The organism is Chryseolinea serpens (genome assembly GCF_900129725.1).
Taxonomy (GTDB): Bacteria; Bacteroidota; Bacteroidia; order Cytophagales; family Cyclobacteriaceae; genus Chryseolinea; species Chryseolinea serpens.
Map to the genome: position 1 here is coordinate 547,489 of NZ_FQWQ01000003.1, position 23,485 is coordinate 570,973.

The 23,485-nt window shown below is 50.3% G+C and carries 15 protein-coding genes; 5 read left to right on the forward strand and 10 right to left on the reverse strand.

What is annotated here, in order from left to right; translation table 11 throughout:
- The first annotated feature begins 34 nt into the window (after positions 1-34).
- Positions 35-655 (forward strand): hypothetical protein, encoded by a 621-nt coding sequence (locus BUB30_RS22095; protein ID WP_073138273.1) that lies wholly within the window; start codon positions 35-37, stop codon positions 653-655.
- Here BUB30_RS22095 and BUB30_RS22100 read toward each other — a convergent pair.
- The 4 genes from BUB30_RS22100 to BUB30_RS22115 all read right to left on the reverse strand — a co-directional run bounded on the left by BUB30_RS22100 (position 622) and on the right by BUB30_RS22115 (position 11,918).
- Positions 622-3,972, reverse strand: a complete 3,351-nt coding sequence (locus BUB30_RS22100; RefSeq protein ID WP_084138311.1) for a VCBS repeat-containing protein — start codon at positions 3,970-3,972, stop codon at positions 622-624. The two genes, BUB30_RS22095 and BUB30_RS22100, sit on opposite strands and share 34 nt — an antisense overlap.
- Positions 3,969-7,289, reverse strand: coding sequence for a VCBS repeat-containing protein (locus BUB30_RS22105; protein WP_073138275.1), 3,321 nt, complete (start codon positions 7,287-7,289; stop codon positions 3,969-3,971). The genes BUB30_RS22100 and BUB30_RS22105 overlap by 4 nt, the downstream gene beginning before the upstream one ends.
- A 78-nt stretch (positions 7,290-7,367) precedes the next feature.
- Positions 7,368-8,846 carry a RagB/SusD family nutrient uptake outer membrane protein gene (locus tag BUB30_RS22110; RefSeq protein WP_073138277.1) on the reverse strand — a complete coding sequence of 493 codons (1,479 nt, stop codon included), beginning with the start codon at positions 8,844-8,846 and terminating at the stop codon, positions 7,368-7,370.
- Between the two features lie 18 nt (positions 8,847-8,864).
- Complete coding sequence (locus BUB30_RS22115; RefSeq protein WP_073138279.1) at positions 8,865-11,918, reverse strand: SusC/RagA family TonB-linked outer membrane protein; 3,054 nt, start codon at positions 11,916-11,918, stop codon at positions 8,865-8,867.
- A gap of 168 nt (positions 11,919-12,086) precedes the next feature.
- Between BUB30_RS22115 and BUB30_RS22120 the strand changes: the two genes are divergently transcribed.
- Positions 12,087-12,965, forward strand: a complete 879-nt coding sequence (locus BUB30_RS22120; protein WP_073138281.1) for an AraC family transcriptional regulator — start codon at positions 12,087-12,089, stop codon at positions 12,963-12,965.
- 3 nt (positions 12,966-12,968) lie between these two features.
- Here BUB30_RS22120 and BUB30_RS22125 read toward each other — a convergent pair whose 3' ends face one another.
- The 3 genes from BUB30_RS22125 to BUB30_RS22135 all read right to left on the reverse strand — a co-directional run bounded on the left by BUB30_RS22125 (position 12,969) and on the right by BUB30_RS22135 (position 16,136).
- A complete protein-coding gene (locus tag BUB30_RS22125) occupies positions 12,969-14,135 on the reverse strand; it encodes an MFS transporter (protein WP_073138283.1) in 1,167 nt (388 codons plus the stop codon).
- A gap of 6 nt (positions 14,136-14,141) precedes the next feature.
- The gene (locus BUB30_RS22130; RefSeq protein WP_073138285.1) at positions 14,142-14,885 is read right to left on the reverse strand and encodes a glucosamine-6-phosphate deaminase; all 744 of its coding nucleotides are present in this window, start codon (positions 14,883-14,885) and stop codon (positions 14,142-14,144) included.
- A gap of 69 nt (positions 14,886-14,954) precedes the next feature.
- The gene (locus tag BUB30_RS22135; RefSeq protein WP_221408776.1) at positions 14,955-16,136 is read right to left on the reverse strand and encodes a Gfo/Idh/MocA family protein; all 1,182 of its coding nucleotides are present in this window, start codon (positions 16,134-16,136) and stop codon (positions 14,955-14,957) included.
- Positions 16,137-16,371: 235 nt separating this feature from the next.
- On the opposite strand from BUB30_RS22135, the gene BUB30_RS22140 reads away from it, so the two are divergent.
- A complete protein-coding gene (locus BUB30_RS22140; RefSeq protein ID WP_073138287.1) occupies positions 16,372-17,586 on the forward strand; it encodes an aromatic ring-hydroxylating oxygenase subunit alpha in 1,215 nt (404 codons plus the stop codon).
- A gap of 57 nt (positions 17,587-17,643) precedes the next feature.
- Here BUB30_RS22140 and BUB30_RS22145 read toward each other — a convergent pair whose 3' ends face one another.
- Positions 17,644-18,768 carry a PfkB family carbohydrate kinase gene (locus BUB30_RS22145; protein ID WP_073138289.1) on the reverse strand — a complete coding sequence of 375 codons (1,125 nt, stop codon included), beginning with the start codon at positions 18,766-18,768 and terminating at the stop codon, positions 17,644-17,646.
- Between the two features lie 186 nt (positions 18,769-18,954).
- Between BUB30_RS22145 and BUB30_RS22150 the strand changes: the two genes are divergently transcribed.
- Positions 18,955-19,836 carry an AraC family transcriptional regulator gene (locus tag BUB30_RS22150; RefSeq protein WP_073138291.1) on the forward strand — a complete coding sequence of 294 codons (882 nt, stop codon included), beginning with the start codon at positions 18,955-18,957 and terminating at the stop codon, positions 19,834-19,836.
- 306 nt (positions 19,837-20,142) lie between these two features.
- Here the strand turns inward: BUB30_RS22150 and BUB30_RS22155 are convergent, their stop codons facing one another.
- Positions 20,143-20,706, reverse strand: coding sequence for a YciE/YciF ferroxidase family protein (locus tag BUB30_RS22155; RefSeq protein WP_073138294.1), 564 nt, complete (start codon positions 20,704-20,706; stop codon positions 20,143-20,145).
- A gap of 524 nt (positions 20,707-21,230) precedes the next feature.
- Here BUB30_RS22155 and BUB30_RS22160 point away from each other — a divergent pair.
- On the forward strand, positions 21,231-22,019 hold the full coding sequence (locus BUB30_RS22160; RefSeq protein WP_073138296.1) for a hypothetical protein: 789 nt from the start codon (positions 21,231-21,233) through the stop codon (positions 22,017-22,019).
- A gap of 590 nt (positions 22,020-22,609) precedes the next feature.
- On the opposite strand, the gene BUB30_RS22170 is transcribed toward BUB30_RS22160, so the two are convergent.
- Positions 22,610-23,440, reverse strand: coding sequence for a hypothetical protein (locus BUB30_RS22170; RefSeq protein WP_143165035.1), 831 nt, complete (start codon positions 23,438-23,440; stop codon positions 22,610-22,612).
- Between the last annotated feature and the right edge of the window lie 45 nt (positions 23,441-23,485).

Genomic DNA, 23,485 nt, shown 5'->3' on the forward strand with positions numbered 1-23,485 from the left:
CAATAGCTTAGGTATTGCCACTACAGAAATCAGCATGCTCCAAAACCGCGTCGACCCATTTGGCAATCTCATCAAAACCAAAGCACGCGGTGCATGGATGGGGAATCGTGGCGTCATTCATAATGAAAACCAGGAGATCCTTCGTCCCTTCAAATTAAAAGCATGGATAATCTGCAAACTTCAATTTAAAGGAAGACACAGAAAGATCATGTCGCCCAACCGGTGGACAGAACTTTTTTTCCTGGACGAAGCCACGGCCTTTGCTGCCGGCCATCGTCCCTGTTTCGAATGCCGCAGAGAAGATGCTGGCAAATTCAAAACGTTTTGGCTAAAGGGAAATCCCGAGTATGCCTTCGATAAAAAAACTTCCATCCAAAAGATCGATGAGATCATGCACGGCGAAAGAATAGACCGCCAGGGATCAAAAGTAGTTTTTGAAGAAGACGTCCACAGCCTTCCTAATGGTTGTTTTGTCTTGCATAATGATGGCCCATTTTTAGTGCTCAACAAAATGTTGTTGCCATGGTCACCCTCCGGCTATCTGCAGGGCATCCCTTTCCCACAAGTGGGCAAAGTATCCGTGCTCACACCAAAATCGGTCGTCAATGCTTTTCGGGCAGGCTATTTGCCGGAGATGGCTGTAGTGTTGTCCTGATGTTTTATTTCGAACAACCTGGCCTGTTCATTATTTCTTACCACGAGCACATATTTCTTGCCCCCCTGTTCAATCAGCTTCATGTGACGGATTTGTCCTTCTAAAAAGAAGCCGGAATGCGAGGACGGAATGAGACTGGGATGATGCTCTCCAACACCCTGCCACACCTGCCCATGGCTGGCGTCGTAGCGACCCAGTTCAGGAAGCACATCATAAAAATTTCCACCGAGAATAAGTTCGGGTTGCTGATCGCCCGAAAGGTCCGTCGCGATGGCGGCATGCACCGGTGAGAGTTGGGCCATGAAGGGGAGGACTTTCCAGGAGAAAGATCCTGCGCCGTTGTTCAGCAATATGCCGGTCTGTGATTGATGCACCGTTTTTTTGGTCGCTGCCTCCAACTCGGCGGGCAGGAAAATTTCGTGGATGTTCTTGCCGGCGTAGGTATTGTTCTTCACAAATCGCTTTTTGATAATGGGCAGTTGCTTTTCCAGGTCCTGCTTCAAAACCATGGGATAGTTCTTGCCGTCTTGCCCCACGCAGGTGATGACTTGCTCGACGGCACCGTTGTGATCAAAATCGGCCACCCATAACTCTGCGGGGTGGAGCGAGTCTGCGCGCAAGCGGCTGTTCACGCCGGCGTTTCCGAGGATAAAATCCTGGTCACCATCCTGGTCGATGTCGCTTTTCACGATACAATTCCACCAGCCATCGGCAGCGGGGATGGGATTGCTTTTTGAAAAGCTCTTGCCCTTCATGTTTTTATAGAGCGTGACGTCCATCCAATCGCCCACCACCATGAGATCAAGAAAGCCATCGCGGTCAACATCGTCCCACACTGCGCCGGTGATCATGCCGGTGACGCCGGGGGAGAAGTAGCGTTTGGTGTAGTTCTTAAATTGTCCGTGGCCGTTGTTCACGAGAAGATAGCTTGGGGCATCCAGGCCGTATTCACCGGGCAAAAGTCTGCTTCCAACAAACAGATCTACATCACCATCGTTGTCGAAGTCACCCGGGGCCACACACGAGCCGCTGGCGAGGAGCGGGGGGAGTTCCTGGGAGACCGTAAAGTTTCCTTTGCCGTCGTTGATAAAAAGCTGGTCGGCAAGGTTTGCGTTGTCGCGATCGAATTCGTTGCTGCCGGTGGCTACAAAGAGGTCGAGATCGTGATCGTTGTCGGCGTCGAACAGACACAAGTCTGCGGGTTCTGTTTGTGTGAAGGCGTCGAAGACTTTTGGTTTGCTTTCGCGGAATGTGAAATTGGCTTGCTGCAACCAAACGCTGATGGGTTGACCCACCGCTCCACCAAACACCACGTCGACGAGACCATCGCCGTTCAAGTCACCACAATCCACCGCCGGGCCTGGGGTGGAGTACTTTTGTTTTAGGAGGGGGTCGCGATAGAAATCCACGTATTCGTTTTCATGGTGGCGATAGTTCAATTTTGATCTTTCGGTGATGTCTTCCAGAAGCACATGCTCTGGCGTCGTCGGGATTGTTTTTGATCCCGCGACGGCGTTGGCATGAGAAAACGTCAACAAGGTATCCACCGGTACGTGACGAAGGGTCTGCACAAGATTATCCGGCCACCGAATGCTTATCGAATCGATCACGATGAATTGTCCCACGCCGGCCACGATTTTGTTGTCCACAGAAGACTGAAACCCGCGGCTGGGCATTTGCTCAAAGGTGAGGTGTTGGTCGCCGGCAAACAGATCGATGCGCGTGCCAATGCCAAACGTATTTTTTGAATAGCCTTGCAGCGTCATGCTCACCGAATGCCCAAGACCACGTTCGCGTGTTTTGTTTTTATAGACGGAAGCAAAAGCATTCACATTGTTCACCACCATATCGAGGTCGCCGTCGTTGTCCAGGTCACCATAGGCGGCGCCGTTGGAAAATCCAGGTCCTTCCAAGCCCCATGGTTTGGAGACATTTTCAAATTGAAGATCGTGACGGTTGTGGAAGCAATAGTTTGGCACCGGGCGCGACGGCATGCTGTCGACCATCACCTTGTAGTTTATCTTGCCTTCCCTGCGCTGTTGCATGGCTGTCGTCTCGTCGGCCAGGAATTTCAGGAAGTCGATGTCCGTTAGGTCCTTGGAAATTCCATTGGCGACGAAAATATCCTTCCAGCCATCGTTGTCCATGTCAAAGATGAGTGCTCCCCAACTCCAATCGGTGGCCTCTACTTTACTCGCGCGCGCTACTTCGCTAAAGGTCCCATCCTGGTTGTTGACCTGGAGCATGTTTTGGGTGATCTGGTGATGATAGTCGCGGGATAATTTTAATGCGTAGAGGTCATAGCCTTCATAGCTCATCACCTGCTTGAGATGCTTATCGTCGCCGGGCAGCATGTCGGTCACAAACAGATCGAGGAAGCCGTCGTTGTTGATGTCGGCCAGGTCGGCGCCCATAGACGCGTGACTGATGTGGCCCATGCTGGATTTCAGCTGCTCGGAGAACGTGCCGTCGTGATGGTTGATGTAGAGATAGTCGTGTTCGTAAAAATCGTTGGAGATAAACATGTCGGGCCAGCCATCGTTGTTTACGTCGCCCACCGTTACGCCCAACCCAAACCCGATCACGCTGCCATAGATGCCGGCTTGTTCGCTGACGTCGACAAACTTGCCATTATCGTTTCGAAGCAGTTTGTGTCCTCCCAGGGGATCGCGTTCATTGCGCAGGTTTCGGTAGGCCAGTTTGGCGATGGGCATGAAGCTGTTGTTCACGATGTAGGCATCGAGGTCGCCATCGCGGTCGTAGTCGAAGAACGCGGCGTGGGTGGAGAAGCCACGGTCGTCGAGGCCGTAGGCTTGGGCTGATTCCGTAAAGGTTTGGTCGCCGTTGTTGATGAACAGCTCATTGGCGCGGTCGTCGTTGGGAAGATTTCCGGCGTTGCATACATAAATATCTAAAAGTCCGTCGCCATTAACGTCGGCCATCGTCACCCCGGTGCTCCATCCCCGTTTGCCTTTGACGCCGGCTTTGTCGGTGATGTCGTCAAAAGTAAAATTTCCCTTGTTGAGATAAAGTTTGCTGTCGGCCATGTTGGATACGAGGAAGATATCCGAAAGTCCGTCGTTGTTGATATCACCGATCGCCACGCCGCCGCCGTTGTAGAAATTCCGGTACGTCAGGATATTGAGGGCCTCGGAGTTGGCGATGTTGTTTTGAAATTGAATATGGGAACGTTCGGGCGCGATTTCCTCGAACAGCGGGTCGTCCATCTTCTTAGTCTCCTGATGGCTGCACGCGAACAGGAATAGCATGGGTATGAGCGCGAGATGACGTATTACTTTTTTTAGTGGTGTTTTCATTTTGCTAAAATTCTCAACTGCAGGGAATCGTTGTTATGGGCGAAGAGAAAGCCCCGGCGGCCATTTCCCAACAGGATGGGTTTTATGTTTCTGACTTCCTTTCTGTCGGTCAAGCCTGTAGCGTTTGCCGTGGCGGCAAGAAAGGATCCTTTTCCATCGCCCAACAGCACTGTGCCTCTGCCAGCAAGATAGGCGCCCTGCAGGGGGCTTGCGGCAGTGGTGTTTCCAGCCAGAAGCAGATCTTCATGTCCGTCGCCATTGAGATCTTTCGCCACGATGGAAAATATTTTCGTGCGCTGTGCGGCATCGGGTAAAGCCTTGGCTATAAATTTCCCATTTCTGTTTTCGAAATACAAGGATGCAAACTGGTCGACGCTCGCTTTCGCGGGATACGAAAAGCCGATCTGCTTCGACAAGTCTTCCATCGTGATCTTGGAATAGCTTTTATGGGTGGGGAAGATCTCTTTAAAGTTGTCGGGCATCACGCTCATCATTTCGCTCCATTGCGCCAGGGGATAAACCTTGCCGTCGAAGGTTTCGCGTGCGGTGATGGAAAGACTTCTCTTGCCGGGCAGTTGAATGTCGGTTTGGAAGAGCCACAGGGTTTTATAACCGGCGTATAACACGGAGTTAAAGCCTAAATTCCCTGCGGCAAAATCCACATCCCCATCGTTGTCAAAATCGCCGGCGGCAAGGCCTTTCCAAAACCCATTGAGATTTTTGATCGGGGAGGTGTCGTCCAGCAGGGAAGATTCTTTTAAGGTTCCGTTTTCATTGATGAACAGCCTGACCGGCATCCAATCTCCAGCCACAATCAAATCAGCGTCGTTGTCTTTGTCGATGTCCAGCCATTGTGCGTCGGTGATCATGCCCAGGGCACCCATCCCAGGATAGTGGATACTCTGGTCGGTGAACTTTCCGTGCCCGTCGTTGATGAGCATGAATGAACTCGCCGGTGTGCCATATTGAAAGGGAACAATTCTTCCGCCCACAAAAAGATCGATGTCGCCGTCTTTGTCGATGTCGCACGGCCGCACACAACTTTTATTCTGAAGGAGCTTGGGGAGGGCGGCCTCATCGCGACTGAAATTGCCCTGACCGTCGTTCCGGTAAAGCCGGTCCTGCTGATTTTCCATCGTGCCGTAGAACTCATTGCCGCCGGAGACAACATAGAGGTCCAGATCTTTATCGTTGTCGACATCGACGAAAGTCGCATCGACATCTTCAAATACGGCGTCCTTGTCAAAGGCCGGTTGCCGATGAGGTTGAAAACTTCCATCACCTTGCTGGAGAAACAGCGCTCCGACCTGGTGCTTGGCACCCCCCACATAATAATCTTCCCTGCCATCACCGTTCACATCCCCCACCGCTAAGGCAGGTCCTTCCCGTGACACCAGAAAAGGAATCAGCGGCTCACGATAGAAATCGAAGTATTCGTTTTCTTTATGCCGGTAGGGTTGGGTTGGACCTTCTTCAAATAAACCCCGTTCAGTCACACGCGGTAATAAAGGTTTCTTCAGGCTTGCCGTTTTTTCATCGATGACCAACGTTGTGTTCGATTTCAGTCCTTCCAGTTTTTGAGTCTTTCCCGAAGGCCATTGCACGATGAGACTATCCACCGTCGCCCTGTCTTTTAAACCAAAAAAGAGATCGGTACTAACCGCCGAGAGAAACCCACGCGTCGGCATGACCTGTAACTTCTGCTGTGTGCCCTTGACAAAGAGATGCACAACCGCGCCAATGCCGGCTGTGTTTTTGCCTTCACCCGCAAGTCGAACCGTTAAGTAATTGGAATTTCCGTTTTCGCGTGTATGATTTTTATAGACCGCCGCCGGGCCGTTGATCGTGTTGGTGATCACATCCAGGTCGCCGTCGTTGTCGAGGTCTGCATACACTGCCCCACTCGCATAACCGGGAAGATCCGTGCCCCACGGCTGACTCCTGTCCTGGAAATGTGTGCCATCGATATTTTCAAAAATACGGGAAGTTGCGCGGCCGTCGGGCATCATGTCGAAAGCCTTTTTTCGATGGACGTCGCTCAGGTCCACTGCATAACGGAGAGAATCTTTGTGGGCAAAGTCGAGATAGTCGAGGTCGTTCAAGGCCTTGGGAATGCCGGCGGTGACGAAGATATCTTTTTGCCCGTCGTTGTTAAAATCGGCCAGGAGTGTCGACCAACTCCAGCCGGTGGCATAAACGCCTGCGGAAATGGATTGCTCGGAAAAGTTTTTTCCGGCGTTGTTGATTTGCAAAGCATTGTGCGAGAACTGGGGTGAATAGTGGTAACTTTTTTTATAGCTGAAAAGCTCCCACGGATCTTCCGTGATCGTCACTTTCTCCAGGGCGTCGCCGTCGGCCCGGATATCGAGGGTCATCACGTCGTCGAATCCGTCGTTGTTGATATCGGCGATGTCGCTGCCGCGGGTATAGCGCGAGAAATAATCAAAGAAATTTTTGCCCTGCTCTTTGAACGTCCCGTTCTGCTGATTGATATAGACTTCGTCGCCTTCATAAAAATCATTGCCCACATAGAGATCTTCCCATCCATCGTTGTTCAGGTCGCCGATAGACAATCCCAACCCATAACTCAACGATGCCGTGTCGATGCCGGCATCAACAGACACGTCCTTGAATGTGTCGTTGTCATTTCTGAACAGGTGATCGACGGCGGCGTGATCGGTTAACGTTTGGCCCATCGCACGGTCATAGGAACGCGCAACGTGTTTAGCGTGGGTGAGGAGATAGAGGTCGAGGTCGCCGTCGTGGTCATAGTCAAAAAAAGCAGATTGTGTGGCCATGCCCGAAAAGTCGAGGCCATAGCGATCGGCTTGTTCGGTGAAAGACTTGTCGTGGTTGTTGATGTAGAGTTCGTTGGAACCTTCCAGGCCGTTGAAGTTCCCGAGGGCGCAAACATAAATGTCAAGCCAACCGTCGCCGTTCACATCGGCCAGGGTAACGCCCGTCTTCCATTCGGAAAACCCTTCGATGCCGGCGTCATGCGAGATATCTTCAAATTTGAAATTGCCTTTATTCAGATAAAGCTTGTTGGCGCCGTGGTTGGACACCAGGAATACGTCGACCAGTCCGTCGTTGTTAATGTCGCCGGTAGCGACACCACCGCCATTGTAATAATAAAGATACTCCACCACCGACAGTTTGCCGAGTTGCTCGGGCACAACATTCACAAAGCCGATGTGTGTCGCGGATGAATCCACGCGTTCAAATAGAGTGGGTTCTTTCCGCTCTGGAGCGCAGCGCTGAAACATGCCGATAGACAAGAGTCCGGAGAGAAAAATGATCGCATTCCAAAGTTTCATAGCAGCAGCAAAAAACAAAAAGAACCGGGAGAATCCCGGTTCTTGTAAGCATTTATTCGATCGGAAAGGAGAGACAAATTATTGCGGATAGCCCGGATTTTGAGTGAGGTTGGGGTTTAGCGCAATCTGGCTTTGTGGAATAGGGAAAAGCCGCAGGTAGTCCTGTGTAACAGGTTTGAAGCCCCAGGCATTCTCAAATTTTCCAAAGCGGATCAAGTCCTGGCGACGGTGATATTCCCATGCGAGTTCGCGACCACGCTCGGCGAGGATGTCGTCGAGGGTGAGGGTTGAGAAACCGTCTACACCTCTTTTTGTGCGTACGGCATTCACATCATCCAAGGCCTCTCCTAAGTGACCCAATCGCTGGTGGGCTTCACCACGCATGAGGTATACATCCGAGATGCGGAAGATCACAAAGTCGTTGCTCATATCAAATGTAGCACCGCGCTCCACTTCATATTTCACACTGCGATAGCCTGCCAGACGGGCATCGGGACCCGCGGGCATTTTGAAAGAAGGAATTTCCTTGGTGAGGATGGCGGGTTGCGTGTCGTCAAACAACGCTTCGCCACTGGAGCTGTAGATCTGACCGGTCAGCCACATTTGTCTCCGTACATCGTCCGGTTCGAACGTATCGTAGAACTCGGCATAGGTGCAATAGCCATTCCAGGGAGCGGAACCCAGATCGTAGGTTAACTGATGCAGATAATGTAGGGTGGACATTTGTAGGTAGAGGCCGGTGCGTTTGGATTTGTCAAACGGCGTCGACAAAATGATCTCAGGCGAGTTTTCGTTGTTCACACTGAACGTAGAAAGGAAATCGCCAGCAATGATGAATTTTCCCGGCTGGATAATGCTGTCGCATTGCGCGATCGCATTGGCCCATTGTGGGGTGCCGGTGTAGACTTCCGCATTGAGATAAAGCTTGGCCAGGATCATGTGCGCCACATACTTCGACATGCGACCATACTTTGCCCGCACATCCGTAGAAAGGTAGGGCAGCGCTGCCAGCAATTCTTTCTCTACATAATCATAAACCTCTTTGCGGCTGCTTTGCTTAGGAGTGTCACCAGCGGTCTCGTCGGCGATAAGCACGTTGCCAAAGTTATCGAGGGCCACATAGTGGTAGAAGGCGCGGAGGGTTTTTAGCTCGGCCTGTGCCTCGGGACTTTGAAAGCCAGGGTTGGTGATCTTTTGATTTACCTTGGCAATATTTCCATAAACAAAGCTCCACATATTGTCGAAGCCATAGAAGTTGGTGGGCCACGTGTGTTCGGTCATGAACTTCCATTCCGGTTCGCCCCAGTCGCCACCACGCGTGGGAGCAAGCTCTTCGTCGGTCACGCAATTCAAGAGCTCGAATGTAGAAAAATAGCTCCCCAACCCGGTATACAGCGGGCCGATGAGGGTGTTCAGCTGCCCTTCGGTCTTTCCGTATTGGTCTTGAGGGACTTGGTCATAGACCGTTTCACCCAGGTCCGTACAGCCGAGGTTGAAGCCGATCAACAGTATCGAAGCGTAGGCAACTTTTCTTTTGATAGCCAGAAAATTTTTCATAGTCGTCATTTTTGAGCGTTAAAAAGTAAGGTTAACACCAAGCTGGAAGGATCTGGTTTTGGGATAGACGTTGCTATAGTCCATGCCAATACTGTTTGGCGTTATGTAATTGCCGCCCAGGTCGCCTTTAACCTCCAATTCGGGGTCTATTCCTTTGTAGGCCGTGATCACAAACAGATTGTTTCCGGCCACATACACGCGGGCGTTTTTAATGGTACTTCCGCCTACAGGGATGTTGTAGCCGAATTGCCAATTGTCGAGGCGAACGAACGAGCCGCTTTCCAGCCATTGGTCAGACAAACCGGGTATGCTGTAGTTTGCCGGATACTGATTGATGTCGCGGAGCATGTTGTTTTCCAGGATGCTTCCCGAAAGGGTCAGGTTAGACCGCATGTTGTTGATGATCTTGTTTCCAAAAACACCACGCAACTGGAAGGAAAAGTCGAAATGCTTATAGGTGAAACTGTTGATCCACGATGCGGTGGCCTTGGGAATGCCCGAACCTTTTTCAAACTTCTTGGCGCTGGCATAATCGGTGGTCACACCGCCGTCTTCGGTCTCGTACTGGATGAGGCCGTTTTCGTCATAGCCTCTGAAATGAGGAATATAAAATTCACCCATGGGATGGCCTTCACGCAATTGGGAAGCCGTGATCAGACCCAACCCACGACCGTTGAAGGCGTTGTATACAATTTGACCGGACTTGTAGTTGTCGCTGCTCAATTTCTCCACCACGTTTTTGAAGACCGAGCCTACCACCCGTGTATTCCACCGGAAGTTATCGCCGCTGATCACATCGCCACCCATCGACAACTCGATGCCCTTGTTCGACATCTCGCCAACGTTGGCCAACTGCGTATTCACAAAGTAGTTCTTGCCATCCAACGGCACGGTGTAGTTATACAACATATCCTTGGTACGCTTGTCGTAGACTTCCAACGTTCCGGTAACTTTTCCATCGAAAAGTTCAAAGTCCAATCCGATGTTCGTTTGCGACAACACTTCCCATTTCAAGTTGGGGTTTGCATTTTGTGTAATGTCAACACCCGGTAAGAACTGTTTTGAGATCGGGTCATAATAGACTGGCGCCTGTGTATCCGTGGCGTTCCCCGGATTACCATAGAGGAGTAGCGATCTATAGGGACCAATACCTTCCGCGTTTCCAGTCTGGCCCCATCCGACGCGCAGTTTCAAATAATTGAGTGTGGTGCCGCCGGAAAGAAAGCCCTCATTGGAGAGCGTCCATCCCGCCGCCAGCGACGGGAAAGTGCCCCATTTGTTGTTGGCCCCGAATTTTGTACTACCATCGCGTCTCACGGTCGCCGTGATATTATACTTATCGCTCAGGTTCAAGGTGGCGCGTCCAAAAAATGCAATGATCGCGCTGGTATTCTTATACGAAGACACATAGTTGTTCTGTGGTCTGATAAGTGTCCCGGGGTACATTCCCATATTGTTGTACCCGTATAGATTGTAGTGATCGATATCGGCCAGCGAGGCATCACCGATATTGTTCGACGCACCGAAGCCATCGTTGACAAAGCCCTGATAAGAATACCCACCCAACACGGTCAGGTTATTGGAGGCGCCAAAGTTCATCTTATACTGTGCGGTCAATTCCATGAGCTTGTTGTTGGCCTGCGCGTAGTTTTGAGAGACTTGACCCAACATGCCCAGGAAGGCTTTGGTGTTCACGTTATACGCTTCTGCGTTGCGGGCCTGTTCACTCTGCAAGGCGCCGTTCACGCCGAGGGTAAGTCCCTTTACGACCTCGTATTTTGCGTTTATGGCACCTACCAGAAGCGTGCTGTAATTCGGGTTTTTGTAGTTCTTCTGCATCGCTACAGGATTGTAGAGATCGAAGCTGCCGGGCACCTCATAGTAACTTCCGTCAGCATTTTGCACCGGCAGAGTAGGCAAGAACAAAATGGCGCGATTGATAACGTCGGAGTAGGTCAGATTCGAATTGATACGGGTGACGTTCAGGTTGTACTGAATCTGCAATTTGTCATTCAGCGCTTTTTGATCCACATTGATACGACCCGTGATCCGCTCGAAGTCCGTGTTTTTCACGATACCTTCACGCTTCATGTAGTTTAAAGAGCCGCGGTAGGAAAGCTGGGAAGTACCGCCCGCGACCGCTAGCTCGTGGTTGTTGGTGTATCCCGTACGGGTGATCTGTTTCATCCAGTCCGTGTTGTAGCCGTTCCCGTTGGCATCGGTGGGGAATTTTAAACCGTCGCTCAAAGATGCCGCCCCCTTGATACGCGTCACTTCGGCCCGGTATTCATCGGCATTCATCAGGTCGAGGCGTTTGGAAATGTTTTCCATGCCGATGTAGTTGTTGAACGAAATGGTGGGCTTGCCGTCTTTGCCGCGTTTGGTGGTGATCATGATCACACCGTTGGCAGCGCGCGAGCCGTAGATAGCAGAGGCGCTGGCATCCTTCAACACATCGATCTTGTCAATGTCAGAAGGAGAGATGCTGTTGATGGGCACGCCAATCACGCCGTCCACAACATAGAGCGGATCGCTCCCGCCGGCTAGCGACGTGTAGCCTCTCAGTCGCACCGTGGGCGCTTGATTGGGATCTCCGGAAGGCTGCGTGATGTTTAAACCGGCCACTTTCCCTTGAATGGCTTGCAGCGGGTTGGGGTTGATCCCCGCATTAAAATCTTTTTGCGACAGGTTGGTGACTGAGCCAGTGAGGTCTTTCTTCTGAACCGTGCCATAGCCCACCACGATAACTTCTGCCAAAGACGTTGCATCCGGAACGAGACTGACGTTGATGCTGGTCTGGTTGCCTACCGCAACCTCCTGGCTAACATACCCAACAAAGGAAATCACCAGTGTGGTATTTTCTCCAACCGCCAGACTGAAATGACCCTCCGCGTCGGTGACCGTCCCCGACGACGAGCCTTTCACCAAAATGTTGGCCCCCGGAAGCTGCATATTGTCATCGGCTGATGTAACTTTCCCGGTAATGGTCCGCTCTTGCGCGAGCGTCCAGCCTGGAGAAAGCAGGATCAGCAGACAAAGCATGCTTTTAAAAATGTGATAGAATTTTAACATAAGATCGGTGTTTAATAAAGTGGTACTAAATCCTGCATAATTTCCCTCTCCTGGGCGGGCTTTCAGTAGTGGAATTTTTCCATTTCTTTCTGAATCTTATCATTTTTCAATGGTTTGCGGGGCCGTTATCGCTGTGGTATCAGAAGTTTTTAGGAAATTAAACCCCGCATGAAGGTTCCCAGATTTATAAAAATCCAATTTCCCGAAAACCGGTCGTTCGACGTGGTCAAGGTGGTTCGTCCTTATTTCGTAGTGCCGTGGCACTTTCATCCCGAGATCGAGATCATGCTGGTCACGCAAGGACAGGGCACGCGCTTTGTCGGCGACAGCGTGGAGCGCTTCGAGGCCACCGACCTGGTGATGCTGGGCCCCAACCTGGCACACGTGTGGAAAAGCGACGACACCCATTTCAAAGGCAATCAATTCAGCCTGGCAGAAGCGATCTATATTGTTTTTACAAACGATTCGTTCGGGAAGGAATTCTTTTCGGTTCCGGAAATGGACAAAGTGAGAAACTTGTTGATGCGTTCGCAGAAAGGAATAAAATTTGGGGCCGCCACAAAAAAACTAATGGTGTCCAAATTTCAGGAAGCGCTCACGCTGAAAGGCACCGAGCAGTTCTTTTTGTTTATGGATATCCTGCAAATTCTCTCGGAGAGCACGGACTACTCCTACCTCTGTTCGGAACACTACAAACAAAAACTGGATGCCTCCGACCTGCACCGGCTCGACAGCGTGCTGGACTACTTACTGATCAACTTCAAAAACGATATCAAACTGGAAGACGTGGCCAGCGTGGCCAACATGTCGGTCAACGCGTTTTGTCGTTACTTCAAGGACCGGACCAACAAAACCGCAATCCAGTTCCTCAACGAGATCCGCATTGAACACGCCCACAAAATGCTGACGGAAACACAACTCAATGTGGACCAGATCAGCGTCGACAGCGGATTCAAAAATGTTTCCAACTTCTATCAGCAATTTCAAAAAGTGACGGGTGTTTCGCCGTTAAAATTCCGGAAGGAACACAAGGACAAATTCTTCTGAGTGTTAGGAAGTCGCTGGGCGCGGAGCCGACTTCACCGTGAATACCAGGAGCACCACGATAAGGGCCACCACAAAAAAGTTTAAAAAGAAAATGGAGGCGATCGGCATGTGTTGATCGTATAAAAATCCCGTCCAGAAATTTCCGGTGATCTGGCCGATACCAAAATAAGCCGCATACAAAAGCGATTGCCCCGTAGCTCTCCAGCGCACGGCCACCAGCCGGTTGGTATATTCCACGCCCGCTACCCAGAATAACGACCACGAAAGGCCATGCAGAATTTCGATCGGCAACGCCATTTCCGGCACGGTCACGAGGCTGTACAACAACAACCGGAGCGCCGTGGCCGCCGTCGTGAGCAACAGCGTGTTGCGAAGGCCTATGCGGCGAATGATGGCGTCGCTAAAATAAAAGAACGGGATCTCGCACAAACCCTGCAACGACAGCCCAAACCCAACCAGCGAAGCCGAAGCGCCATTCTCCTTCATGTAGATCGAATAAAAATTCCAGATCGTGGTGGCCGCGGCCGACACCAGGAAGAAGGCCATCAAAATAACCAGCAACGACGGCGTGACGATTTCGCGAAGGGCCGATCCAAACGAAAATTCCTCCGTTGATTTTTCTTTTGTGTATTCATGCGGGATCGTGGTCGACAGGAGGAAGACCAGCAATAAAGAAGCCCCCGAATACAGGAAGATCACCCGCGTATCCAGGGCGTCGATAAAGTAACCGATCACAATTCCGGTTACCGCCCATCCCGCCGCGCCTGCCAATCGCACGCTGCCATAGCTAAACGTGGGATCGCGCTGGGTGAGCTGCAGGGTGAGGCTGTCCATAACGGGCTGCAGGCCGTTGTAGAAAACGGACATAAAGACCGTCATCACCACCAGCATGCCAAACGAGGCATCGAGTTGCAGCAAAAAGAAAGCGATCGTGGCCATGAGACTATAGACCATCATGCTCCTTCGAAAACCCCACCGGTCGGCCAGCATGCCCACAAACGGTTGGACGAGGAACATGCTGATGGGCGTCACGCTGAGGATGATCCCGATCTGGATCCCCGAAAGACCGCGCGACTTCAGGTTGTCGGCAAACAAAGGAAGCCATGAAGCGGTGCAGCTCAGGATGAGAAAATAAAGTAGCCGTAAACGGTTGACCTCTGTAAGCCGCATAAATTGCTATGCCCCGTTTTGTTTCATGGTTAATTCCCCTGCTGCTGCTTCGTCCATAAAGATAAACCCGTTTGCGTGTTGTTGCATAATGGAGGCCGGCACTTCAATGGAGAGAGGCCCTTCCAACGCTTTTCTCATGATCGTTGCTTTGCGGGCGCCGTTGGCCAGGAGGATGGCTTGTTTGGCGTCCAGTAAAGTTTGCAGTCCCAAGGTAATACCTTTTGAAAGGGCGGTGTGCTCCGAAAAATATTTTTGTCCAACGTTTTTTGTGTTGGCGTCGAGATCGATCACGTGGGAATATTTTTTTGCGGACACCCCCGGTTCATTAAAACCGATGTGGCCGTTCATGCCGATGCCCACGACAATGGCGTCGAGCACCCCGCGCGAAAGAATGAACGCGTCCATGTTGCGGCATTCTTGCTGCAGGTCGGCTGCCTGGGAATTGAAAAGTTTGAACCGATCACTTTTGATGTTTAATGGATCAAGAACAACGTTGCGCAAAAAGTAGGCACAACTCCCGGGATTGTCCGGTGGAATGCCCACCCATTCGTCCAGGCCGATAAAGGTGCAGCGCGAGAGGTCCACGCGTTCGTGGATCAGTTTTTCTACGAGCCGGGTATAGGGAAGCAACGGTGTTTCGCCCGCGGCCAGCGCCACGATGAGATCGGGTTTCTGGACGAAGCGTTGAAATAAAAAATCTGCTGTTTGTTGCGCAAATTCTTTTGAATTGGAAGCGATAAAAGTTTGCATCGGGATGAAAGCAAAAAGTTCTCCCTCAAGCGAGGAAGAACTTTAGTGGATAGATGGGCAATATTTACATTAACTAATGACGGGATAATTGAAGGTCGACTGCAGCGTAATGCGTCGTCCGGTGGCTTGCGACTGACGCGCGGCTTCAATGATCTCCAACACGTGAAGGGCATGTGGTGCGGTGATGATCGGTTCTTTGCCGGTGGCCATTGCTTCGCAGATGGCGGAAGCGCCTTGCTGCCAAACGTAGGTGCCCGTGTCGGTGGCCATGCGTTGGGTGGCTTCGTTATCTTTTGTGGCCATGTCTACGCCGAAAGGCGCCCAGTCGTAGCCGATCAATTGCAGGTTGCCTTCGGTTCCCCAAATGGAAACGGTGGGTTTGTCTTGTCCTTTTCCGGCGTGGCCGTAGGGATCAAAATAATTGAAACCACTTTGCACGTGCGAGAGGGCACCGCTGGCGTGTTCCATCAACACCATCGAGTTGTCTTCTTCTTCCACCTTGATGGGGTTGGGGCGATTGCTCACTTTGCGCTCGGGTGTGATGATGTTCAACATGGCGACAATGGATTTTACAGGACCGAGCAAGCCGGTCAACGTAACCATGTTATACACGGCCAGGTCGGGCATACTACCGCCGTTCTTTTCATAAAAGAAAGCAGACCAATCCGGACCGAGGTGACCATAGTGGGCATGGGCTGCAGAAACTCTGCCCAACTTGCCTTCATTGATGGCCTTGGCCATGAACGCAAATTGAGGACTCATTACCACGGCGGGTGCACCCCAGATGCGAACGCCTTTTTTCTTGGCCAGCTCCAGCAATTCTTTTCCTTCCTGGTAGGTGGTAGCCATAGGCTTCTCGCTCCAAACATTTTTGCCGGCGTTGATCGCCATCTTGTTCAGACGTCCGTGTTCCTGCATGTTGGTGAGGTTCACCATCAGGTCGAATGCAGGACCGGCCAGCAACTTTTCGATGGACGGAAAATTGTTGGGGATCGAATACTTTTTCGCAGCATTCACGGCGCGTTCCGGAATGATGTCGCACGTGCTCACCAATTCAACGTACGGCGATTTGGAAAGGTGGGGGAGGTATTGGGTGGAAACACTGCCACAGCCAATGATCGCTACCTTGATTTTCTTTTGCTGAACGGAATTCTTTGCCGGCGATACCAGGGGCGAAAGGGAAGCAGCGGCTCCTAATAGTCCTGCTTGGTAGATGAATTTTTTACGCGAAATTTTATCCGAACTGCTCATGTTAAATAATGTTTAGTGTCTGGTTCAAATCCGGGTCAGCCGCGACCCGGTGTAAACAAAACTTGCAAACAACATGAACTTCGGCAAACGTTTGGGGGGAAAATTGCTTTTCTGGCGAAAATACTGTAACCATTGGCAAAGGAAGTAGAGAATTTGACAGCCGGGACCCATTAATTTTGAAGTATGACGGGTTCCGCGATCCCGTTCCTTCGGAGCATACTTAAAATAGAGACATATGAAAGCTGCTGAAATTGTGAATCTATTGAACAACTATCTTCCGGGTCACAGCCTGGAACAAGCTTTTTATACCAGCGACGACATCTTTCACCTCGACCGCGAATTGATCTGGAAAAAGTACTGGCTTTTTGCGGGCGTCACCGCCGAAATTCCAAAGGAAGGGGACTACATCACCTATGCCGTCGGTCACGACTCGGTGATCATTATCCGCGGGCGCGAAGGAAAAGTGCATGCGCATTTTAATACGTGCCGTCACCGCGGCTCCACCATCTGCCAGGACGAAAAAGGCCACGCCCCAAAACTGATGTGCCCCTATCACCAATGGGTCTACAACACCGATGGCAGCTTATTCAAAGCACGCCTCATGCCCGACGACTTCGACCGGGCATCGTATGGTCTGCATCCCGTACACATCCGACTCATCGAAGGCCTGATCTTTATTTCATTGGCCGAAGAGCCTGTAGACTTTGATCCCGTGGTGAGAGACCTGGCGCCGTATGTAAAGACGTATCAGGTTGATCAATCAAAAGTAGCCTTCAAAAAAAGCTATACCATCCGTACGAACTGGAAACTGATCGCTGAAAATTTCCGCGAATGTTATCATTGCGGCCCCGCACACCCCGAATATTGCAAAGCCGTAGTGGGCGCCAACCTCCGCGAATCCGTCGACGACATCCTGGTGGAACGCCGTGCTTCGTGGAAGAGCAAAGGACTGGTGACAGAAGGCGTAGACTTTCAAACCGACACGTTCCATTTTGCCACCCGCTATCCCCTTCGCGATGGAGTGGAAAGTTACAGCCTCGACGGAAAGGCCGTCGCCATTCCCATGGGTGCGCACAAAGATTATGATGCTGGCGTCGTAGGACTGGTATGCTATCCCAACTTCTGGATGGATGCCGTGGGCGATTATGTATGGACGATGCGCATCACCGCCGAGAGCGCTTCGCAATGCCGCATCGATCTCACCTGGCTGGTCGATGGAAAAGCAGAAGAAGGAAGAGATTATAATATCGAACGATTGACCGAATTCTGGAAGATCACCGGCGAACAAGATTGGAAGCTCTGCGAAAATAATTTCAACGGGATTGAGTCCAGCCGCTATCAGCCCGGTCCGTATGCACCGGTGGAACTGGAAGTAGCAAAATTTGTGGAGTGGTACGTCGAGCGTTTGCGTGAAGGTGTTGAGGCCACCAGCATCGTGGAACTTCCTTAAAGCAAAAGAAGGCGGATAAAAAAATAACCCGGACCATCGATCCGGGTTATTTTTTTTCTAGTGCATTTCGCCCACCAAAAGGGGCCGGTTTAGTATGGTATTCAATTGTTGAAGCGTTGGACTTTCTCCATTCAGGAGGTAATATTTGGACACCGTGTGCGCCAGTTCCAGACACTCCGTCCCTCCCAAACCCAGCAGTAATCCCAGGCAGAAGCCGGCGTTAAAATTGTCGCCCGCACCGGTCAGCACTTTGGGTGTACTGATCAGGGTATTTGACCAGGAATGTTTTCCCTGATCGTCCCAGGCAACGGCTTTCGAAGCGCAATGGATCACCAGGTTTTGGATGCCCAGTGATTCGTAAATATGCTGACCTTTCTCCCACACGTCCAATGCCGGGTTGCGGTTCTTGACCAGCACGTCATAAACTCTATCGGCTTCGTTCAGGTTGAGTCCCAGGGTGACGCGCCAGTATTTTGAAAAAGCTTTTAACAAGGTCAGGGCCTCCGCAATTTCTTTATCGTCCCGGCGCGAACAGTCCGAGAGATCGAAGAAACCGATGGGAGGGGTGATTGTTGCGGTGAAGGGCAACACCTCTTCCAGCAAGCCTTTCCAAATGCTGGTCGAAAACAGGAGTTCGCTCCAGTTGAGCAAACAGAAAAGATCACGGTGCGAGAAAAGCTCGATCAGTTCTTTCGTGCCGATGATTTCTTTGAGCAGACTCCAGTCCACACTGTCCACTTCCTTCATGTCGGCCATCATGATCTTGTTGTCCAGGAATTCCAGTGCGGTGCTGATCCCTGGTTCCGCAATGCTGTAGAGCGTGCAGTTTTGGGGCAGCTTGTGAAATGCGGGATGGATCTTGGGCATACCTAAGGCGCCGATGCAAGACAGTTGCGGTCCCAGGCGGGCCAGCGCATTGGCCATGATGGGCATGTTGCCACCAAGCTTCAGCGTTTGCTCCTTTAGTTCGATGGAGAAATTTTTGTTTTTTTTCTCCAGGATATACTGTGCGAAATCGCGACTGGATTCAAAATAAGTGTCCGATGGCGAACTCCTTTGACGTATTACCTTGACGATCGAATCTATAAAACCATCGAATCCCAGGGTTGCCTTCTTGGTGGAAAGTATGTTGCGAATTCGTTCTTCGTACCTTGAAATGTCATTCTCAGAAATTTTTTGCATAGCGTAGTTTCAGCAGGGGCTTATGATTCTTCACGTTCACGCCAATTCAAGGTAGGGGTTAACGGCTAGTTTGTATTGTGCCATTTTTTCACACTCCTCCGCTATTTTATCCAATTCTTTGCAATTTTATATGAAAGGCTTTCTTTTGCAATGCAATCGTTGTAAAATCGAATGGGTTAAGTGCGTATGAAAGCGAAGTCCACCAGCAAACCACAAGAAATATTTCTCCAACACCCGGGGAAATCCTTTTTGATCAATGCGATTACGGGGTGTAATCTGCCATTCCATTTCCACGCCGAGATCGAAATTTTGTTTTGCCTGAACGGCACCGGCACCATCATGGCCGGCAACTACGTGAATTCCTTTGGCGAAGGCGACCTGTTCATGATCGGCAAAAATCTGCCCCACGCCCTCATCCAAACGTCCGAAGAAGCCAACCTCATCTGTCTGCAATTTGACCAGGATTTTCTGGGCAAGCGCTTCTTCTACAGCCGCGAATTCAAATCCGTCGAAGACCTGCTCAAGCGAAGCAGCAGGGGGCTGAAATTTAAAGTCGACAAAGAAAAATTCTTGCCCGTGTTCATGGCCATGACCACCGGCAAAAGCATCGTTCCGGTTGTTTCCGTCCTAAAGGCCCTGGACCTGTTGAGCAAAGAACGCTTCGACTCCCTCAACTCCATTCAATTCACACACGATGCGATGGGAGAGTCCGATCTCGAAAAGATCAACAAAGTATTCGACTACACCCAGGAACATTTCCAGGAAACCATCTCCCTCGAACAAGTTTCGAACCTGCTCAACTTCACCGAAACCTCTTTCTGCCGCTACTTCAAACTCAACACTGGCAAAAGCTATTTCCAATACCTCAACGAAATCCGCATCGCCAACGCCTGCAAACTCCTCATCGAATTCGGCAACCACGACATCGAGGAGATTTGTTTCTCGTGCGGGTTCAATAATCCGTCGACGTTTTACAAGCAATTCAAAAAGATCGTGAAGCTCACGCCGAAGGAATACCAGGTGAAGGCGAAGAAGACGTTGCAGTCGGCGGTGACGATGGTGGCGTGAAACAGTAGCCAGTAGCCAGAATTCAAGGCTCGGTATCCAGTAGTTAGTATTCAGAATTCAATATTTAGTGTTCGGTGTCCAGGAGCCAGTGGCTGCTGAGCGTCATGTCGCAGGCACAAATTATCTAAAGAAATGCGCTCGCAATTCAAGACATCCCGAATTCCGAGCGCACTATAACCGGATATGCTTCGTCCTTAGTAAAACGAAATCCGGCAAAATCCTGAAGCTTTGCAGCCCACTCCAAAACATAACCCGCCAACCTCAGCAGTATTCCAATTAGAGTCAGCGGCGAAGAAGAAAAAAAGCCTAAGCCTCCTCCTTACTCGCTTCATAATTCACATCGTTCTCCGCGATCTCGGTTAAAAGCTCGTCCGTTTCTTTTTCTTCGCCCAATGTTTCGCCCAAAATATTAGCAATATCCTCACGGCCGAGCGTCTTTGCCAATTGCGTTAACGCTCCATACGTAGCTATTTCATAGTGCTCTACTTTTTGAGCCGCTAAAATAAGCCCCACATCCCGGGTGGCGGTGCCATCTTCCGTGTCTTCAACGATGCTATCTCCTTCTTTTAAAAGACCTTCCATAGCCTCGCACTTTTTTGCCTGGACTTTTTCGTCAAGGAGCTCAAAAACTTTTTCCAATCTCACAACATGTTCCTGGGTTTGTTCCAGGTGGGTGGCAAAGGCTTCTTGAAGCTCTTCGGAGGTAGCCGCTTTCTGCATTTTAGGCAGCGCCTTCGTCAGGTGCTTCTCGGCCCAATAGATGTCTTTGATCTCATCGGTGAAGAATTTCAACAACGATGAATCGATGTCTTCCTGCGACTGCGATGCATTTCCTTTTTTGGCGGTGGTTTTTCCTGTTTTTGTTGACATAATATCAGTGGTTTAAATGAATGTATGTCCAGCCTACAGGCATTATGATGCCAGGAAAAAAGGAGAATGTAAACGGCTCCGTGGACCCTGTAACACCGTTTGTAAATTCGAGTACAGGGATTGTTTGGTGAGGCCAGTAGAATTTATTCTACAAAGAATGTCTTATTTCCCCTGGGGAGGAGCCAGAATCCAGGAGTAAGTAGCCAGTAGTCAGTAGTCAGTAGCCAGAATTTCAATCTTCGGTGATCGGCAGCTGGTATTCAATACTCGGCATTCAATGACCAATTGTGGTAATCACTCAGCCTTCAATGCTCGATATTCAAGTATTCAGAAGCCAAGTCTTATGACGAGAACATTTTCCAGACATATGACTTTCAACTACTGACTGCTGGCTACTTACTACTTACTACTGACTACTGATTCCCCCCTTTGATAAGTACTAAAATGGTTTATATTTGTATAGAGCACCCCAATTCTCCCCACGCTCGCTAACCACAACATCCCACAAGTTTAGGGATACTCGTATGACAAAAAGATTCCCCTATCTCTTTTTTCTGACGCTCAGCATTTGCCTGATCTGTTTTAGTTGTCAGAACCATGATGATGCGCCGATGAAAAACCAGCTCGTCGAAATCGCCGGTTCCAATTACTCGCAATACTATACTTACGACAACGACCGGCTGAGCACTTTTAAAATAAGCTCCGACGCCAAGACCTACACAAAATTCAACTACGACGGCGACCGCCTTGTCTCCGTCGAGGTAATCAGCAGCGATGTTGTGGCCAGCCGGATCGAGTTGACGTATGACGATAAAGGCAAACGTGTTTCAGAAATAGAATACCGCTTCCCGGCATCGGGACAAAAAGAAGTTTACTCCACCAACACCTATGCCTACGACGATGCAGGCAACGTCATCCTCAAGACACTCAGTCCCGCAAAAGACAATGCGGGTCAGCCGGCAACCTTTCACTTTGAGTTTGAATACCAATGGCAGGCCGGCAACGTGACCCGCAACGACCGCTATCTCGTGTACGACGACAAAAGACAATTGTATTCCACCTACAACTACACCTACGACAACAAACACAATCCTGCCAAACAAAACATGGTGTTTGCCTATGTAGGAGGCTTTGAAGAAGTGCTTTCCCTGAACAACATCATCAGCACCGAACTCATCCAGGACGGCGTGCCGCAATACAATGCCCCCACGATATTTGTTTATAACAACCAGGACTATCCCGACCGGTCGGCGTATACGCAGATCGATGCGAATGCGAGTACGATTATTCAGCGGCAGTATAAATATCAGTGACACTGTCGGCAGCATAGTCCCCAAGACGGAAGACTATGCCGGGGCGATGGGAACCCACAATGTGGAGAGCCACCCACTACTCCCCCGGCATCGTCCCCCCCCAACAACCCCCTTCCCAAAGGGGGTGGGTCCGACGAAGACGGACCCGGGGGTCAAGAAAACAAACAATAAAAATCAAGTCCACCTATCCATCCCCACCCACTCCAACGTCCGCCAAATCCCAAATTGACCTACCTTTACGCAGACCACCGAAAGGACCGAGTTTTAACGAAACAAAAAATGACGTCACAACACAAACAAAAAAAGCCAACGGTGGGAATAGTGTTCATCATAATCGCGTTTCTGATCTCCCTTTTTTATTACACCGTTGTCCTGGGTTTCCCATTGTACCTTTATGGAGCAATCGTAGTTGGTGAGTCGGATCTTTCAAAGCGAGCAAAATGGTTGTGGATTTTAGTTCCTCCCATATTGTGGTGGCCGGTGACCTATTTGTTTATAGTCTTGATGTATAAGATTAATAGCTAAGACATCCTTAAGATGGTACAGATCCAATCAACAAAAACCTCACCGTTGTGACGATGTCCCTGAGACTAGCGGCACGTATAGTTCATCCGCGAAAATGTAAATATCGGAAAAAGATATCCGTTTGAATTGACGGTGGTGATGGACTTTACATAGCCTTGCTCGTTGTAACCTATTTGCCAGGTGTAGGAAAAAGCTACACCATAAGTGGTTCCAGGGGTAGCCGAGATCTTCATCGCCATGACATTATTGATGCTGGGCTCATAATTGAAAATATAAGTCTCCACCAGGATGAGATCGGGCGATCCGGCAAAGAATCGCTGGTGATTGTCGAAGTTCAGCAATTCAGCGCCCAGGATCTCGTCATCTCCCGGGGATTGTACATAGTATATTTTTGAAACATTGTCGCCGTTGTATTCATATCGCGTGCTCATGATCGGTGAGTCAAAGACTTTGGTTACCCGCTGGGTAAGCCGGTCTTTTTCGTCATAGGAATAAACGATGGTTTCGAACGTAGGGCCACTGCCTTGTGCATACGTACGCGTGGCGGGCTTTCCATTGCTGCCATAACTGAACGTGAAGGTTTCGGTCGTGAGGTCGGGGCCGGAGACCTGGGGAAAGCTATGGGTACACTGCGTAAGCTTGCCGTCGGTGTAGGTCATCACATAGCGCTCTGAGACTGTTTTCCCGCCTAAGGTTTGGATCTCGGCCAGGTGGTTGTTGCCATCGTAAACATAGACTATCGAATCGCTTCCGGTAAATACATTGGCCGGCGAGCAAATGGAGGTTTTGTCATCATCGCTGCTACACTGCGACAAGACAACCACTAAAACGAAACTAAATATGCTGAGTGCAACCGGGGACAGCAGGCGATTTTTTTTGGGCTCTGGATGAGTCATAGGTAACGAGCGAGGGTGGAGAATGTCTAAAACGCTTTTAAGCGG

Coding starts and splice junctions, on each gene's coding strand:
- BUB30_RS22095 (WP_073138273.1), top strand. CDS start 35: ATGCTCCAAAACCGCGTCGACCCATTTGGCAATCTCATCAAAACCAAA.
- BUB30_RS22145 (WP_073138289.1), bottom strand. CDS start 18,768: ATGCAAAAAATTTCTGAGAATGACATTTCAAGGTACGAAGAACGAATT.
- BUB30_RS22155 (WP_073138294.1), bottom strand. CDS start 20,706: ATGTCAACAAAAACAGGAAAAACCACCGCCAAAAAAGGAAATGCATCG.
- BUB30_RS22170 (WP_143165035.1), bottom strand. CDS start 23,440: ATGACTCATCCAGAGCCCAAAAAAAATCGCCTGCTGTCCCCGGTTGCA.
- BUB30_RS22160 (WP_073138296.1), top strand. CDS start 21,231: ATGACAAAAAGATTCCCCTATCTCTTTTTTCTGACGCTCAGCATTTGC.
- BUB30_RS22135 (WP_221408776.1), bottom strand. CDS start 16,136: ATGAGCAGTTCGGATAAAATTTCGCGTAAAAAATTCATCTACCAAGCA.
- BUB30_RS22105 (WP_073138275.1), bottom strand. CDS start 7,289: ATGAAACTTTGGAATGCGATCATTTTTCTCTCCGGACTCTTGTCTATC.
- BUB30_RS22120 (WP_073138281.1), top strand. CDS start 12,087: ATGAAGGTTCCCAGATTTATAAAAATCCAATTTCCCGAAAACCGGTCG.
- BUB30_RS22150 (WP_073138291.1), top strand. CDS start 18,955: ATGAAAGCGAAGTCCACCAGCAAACCACAAGAAATATTTCTCCAACAC.
- BUB30_RS22110 (WP_073138277.1), bottom strand. CDS start 8,846: ATGAAAAATTTTCTGGCTATCAAAAGAAAAGTTGCCTACGCTTCGATA.
- BUB30_RS22100 (WP_084138311.1), bottom strand. CDS start 3,972: ATGAAAACACCACTAAAAAAAGTAATACGTCATCTCGCGCTCATACCC.
- BUB30_RS22140 (WP_073138287.1), top strand. CDS start 16,372: ATGAAAGCTGCTGAAATTGTGAATCTATTGAACAACTATCTTCCGGGT.
- BUB30_RS22130 (WP_073138285.1), bottom strand. CDS start 14,885: ATGCAAACTTTTATCGCTTCCAATTCAAAAGAATTTGCGCAACAAACA.
- BUB30_RS22115 (WP_073138279.1), bottom strand. CDS start 11,918: ATGTTAAAATTCTATCACATTTTTAAAAGCATGCTTTGTCTGCTGATC.
- BUB30_RS22125 (WP_073138283.1), bottom strand. CDS start 14,135: ATGCGGCTTACAGAGGTCAACCGTTTACGGCTACTTTATTTTCTCATC.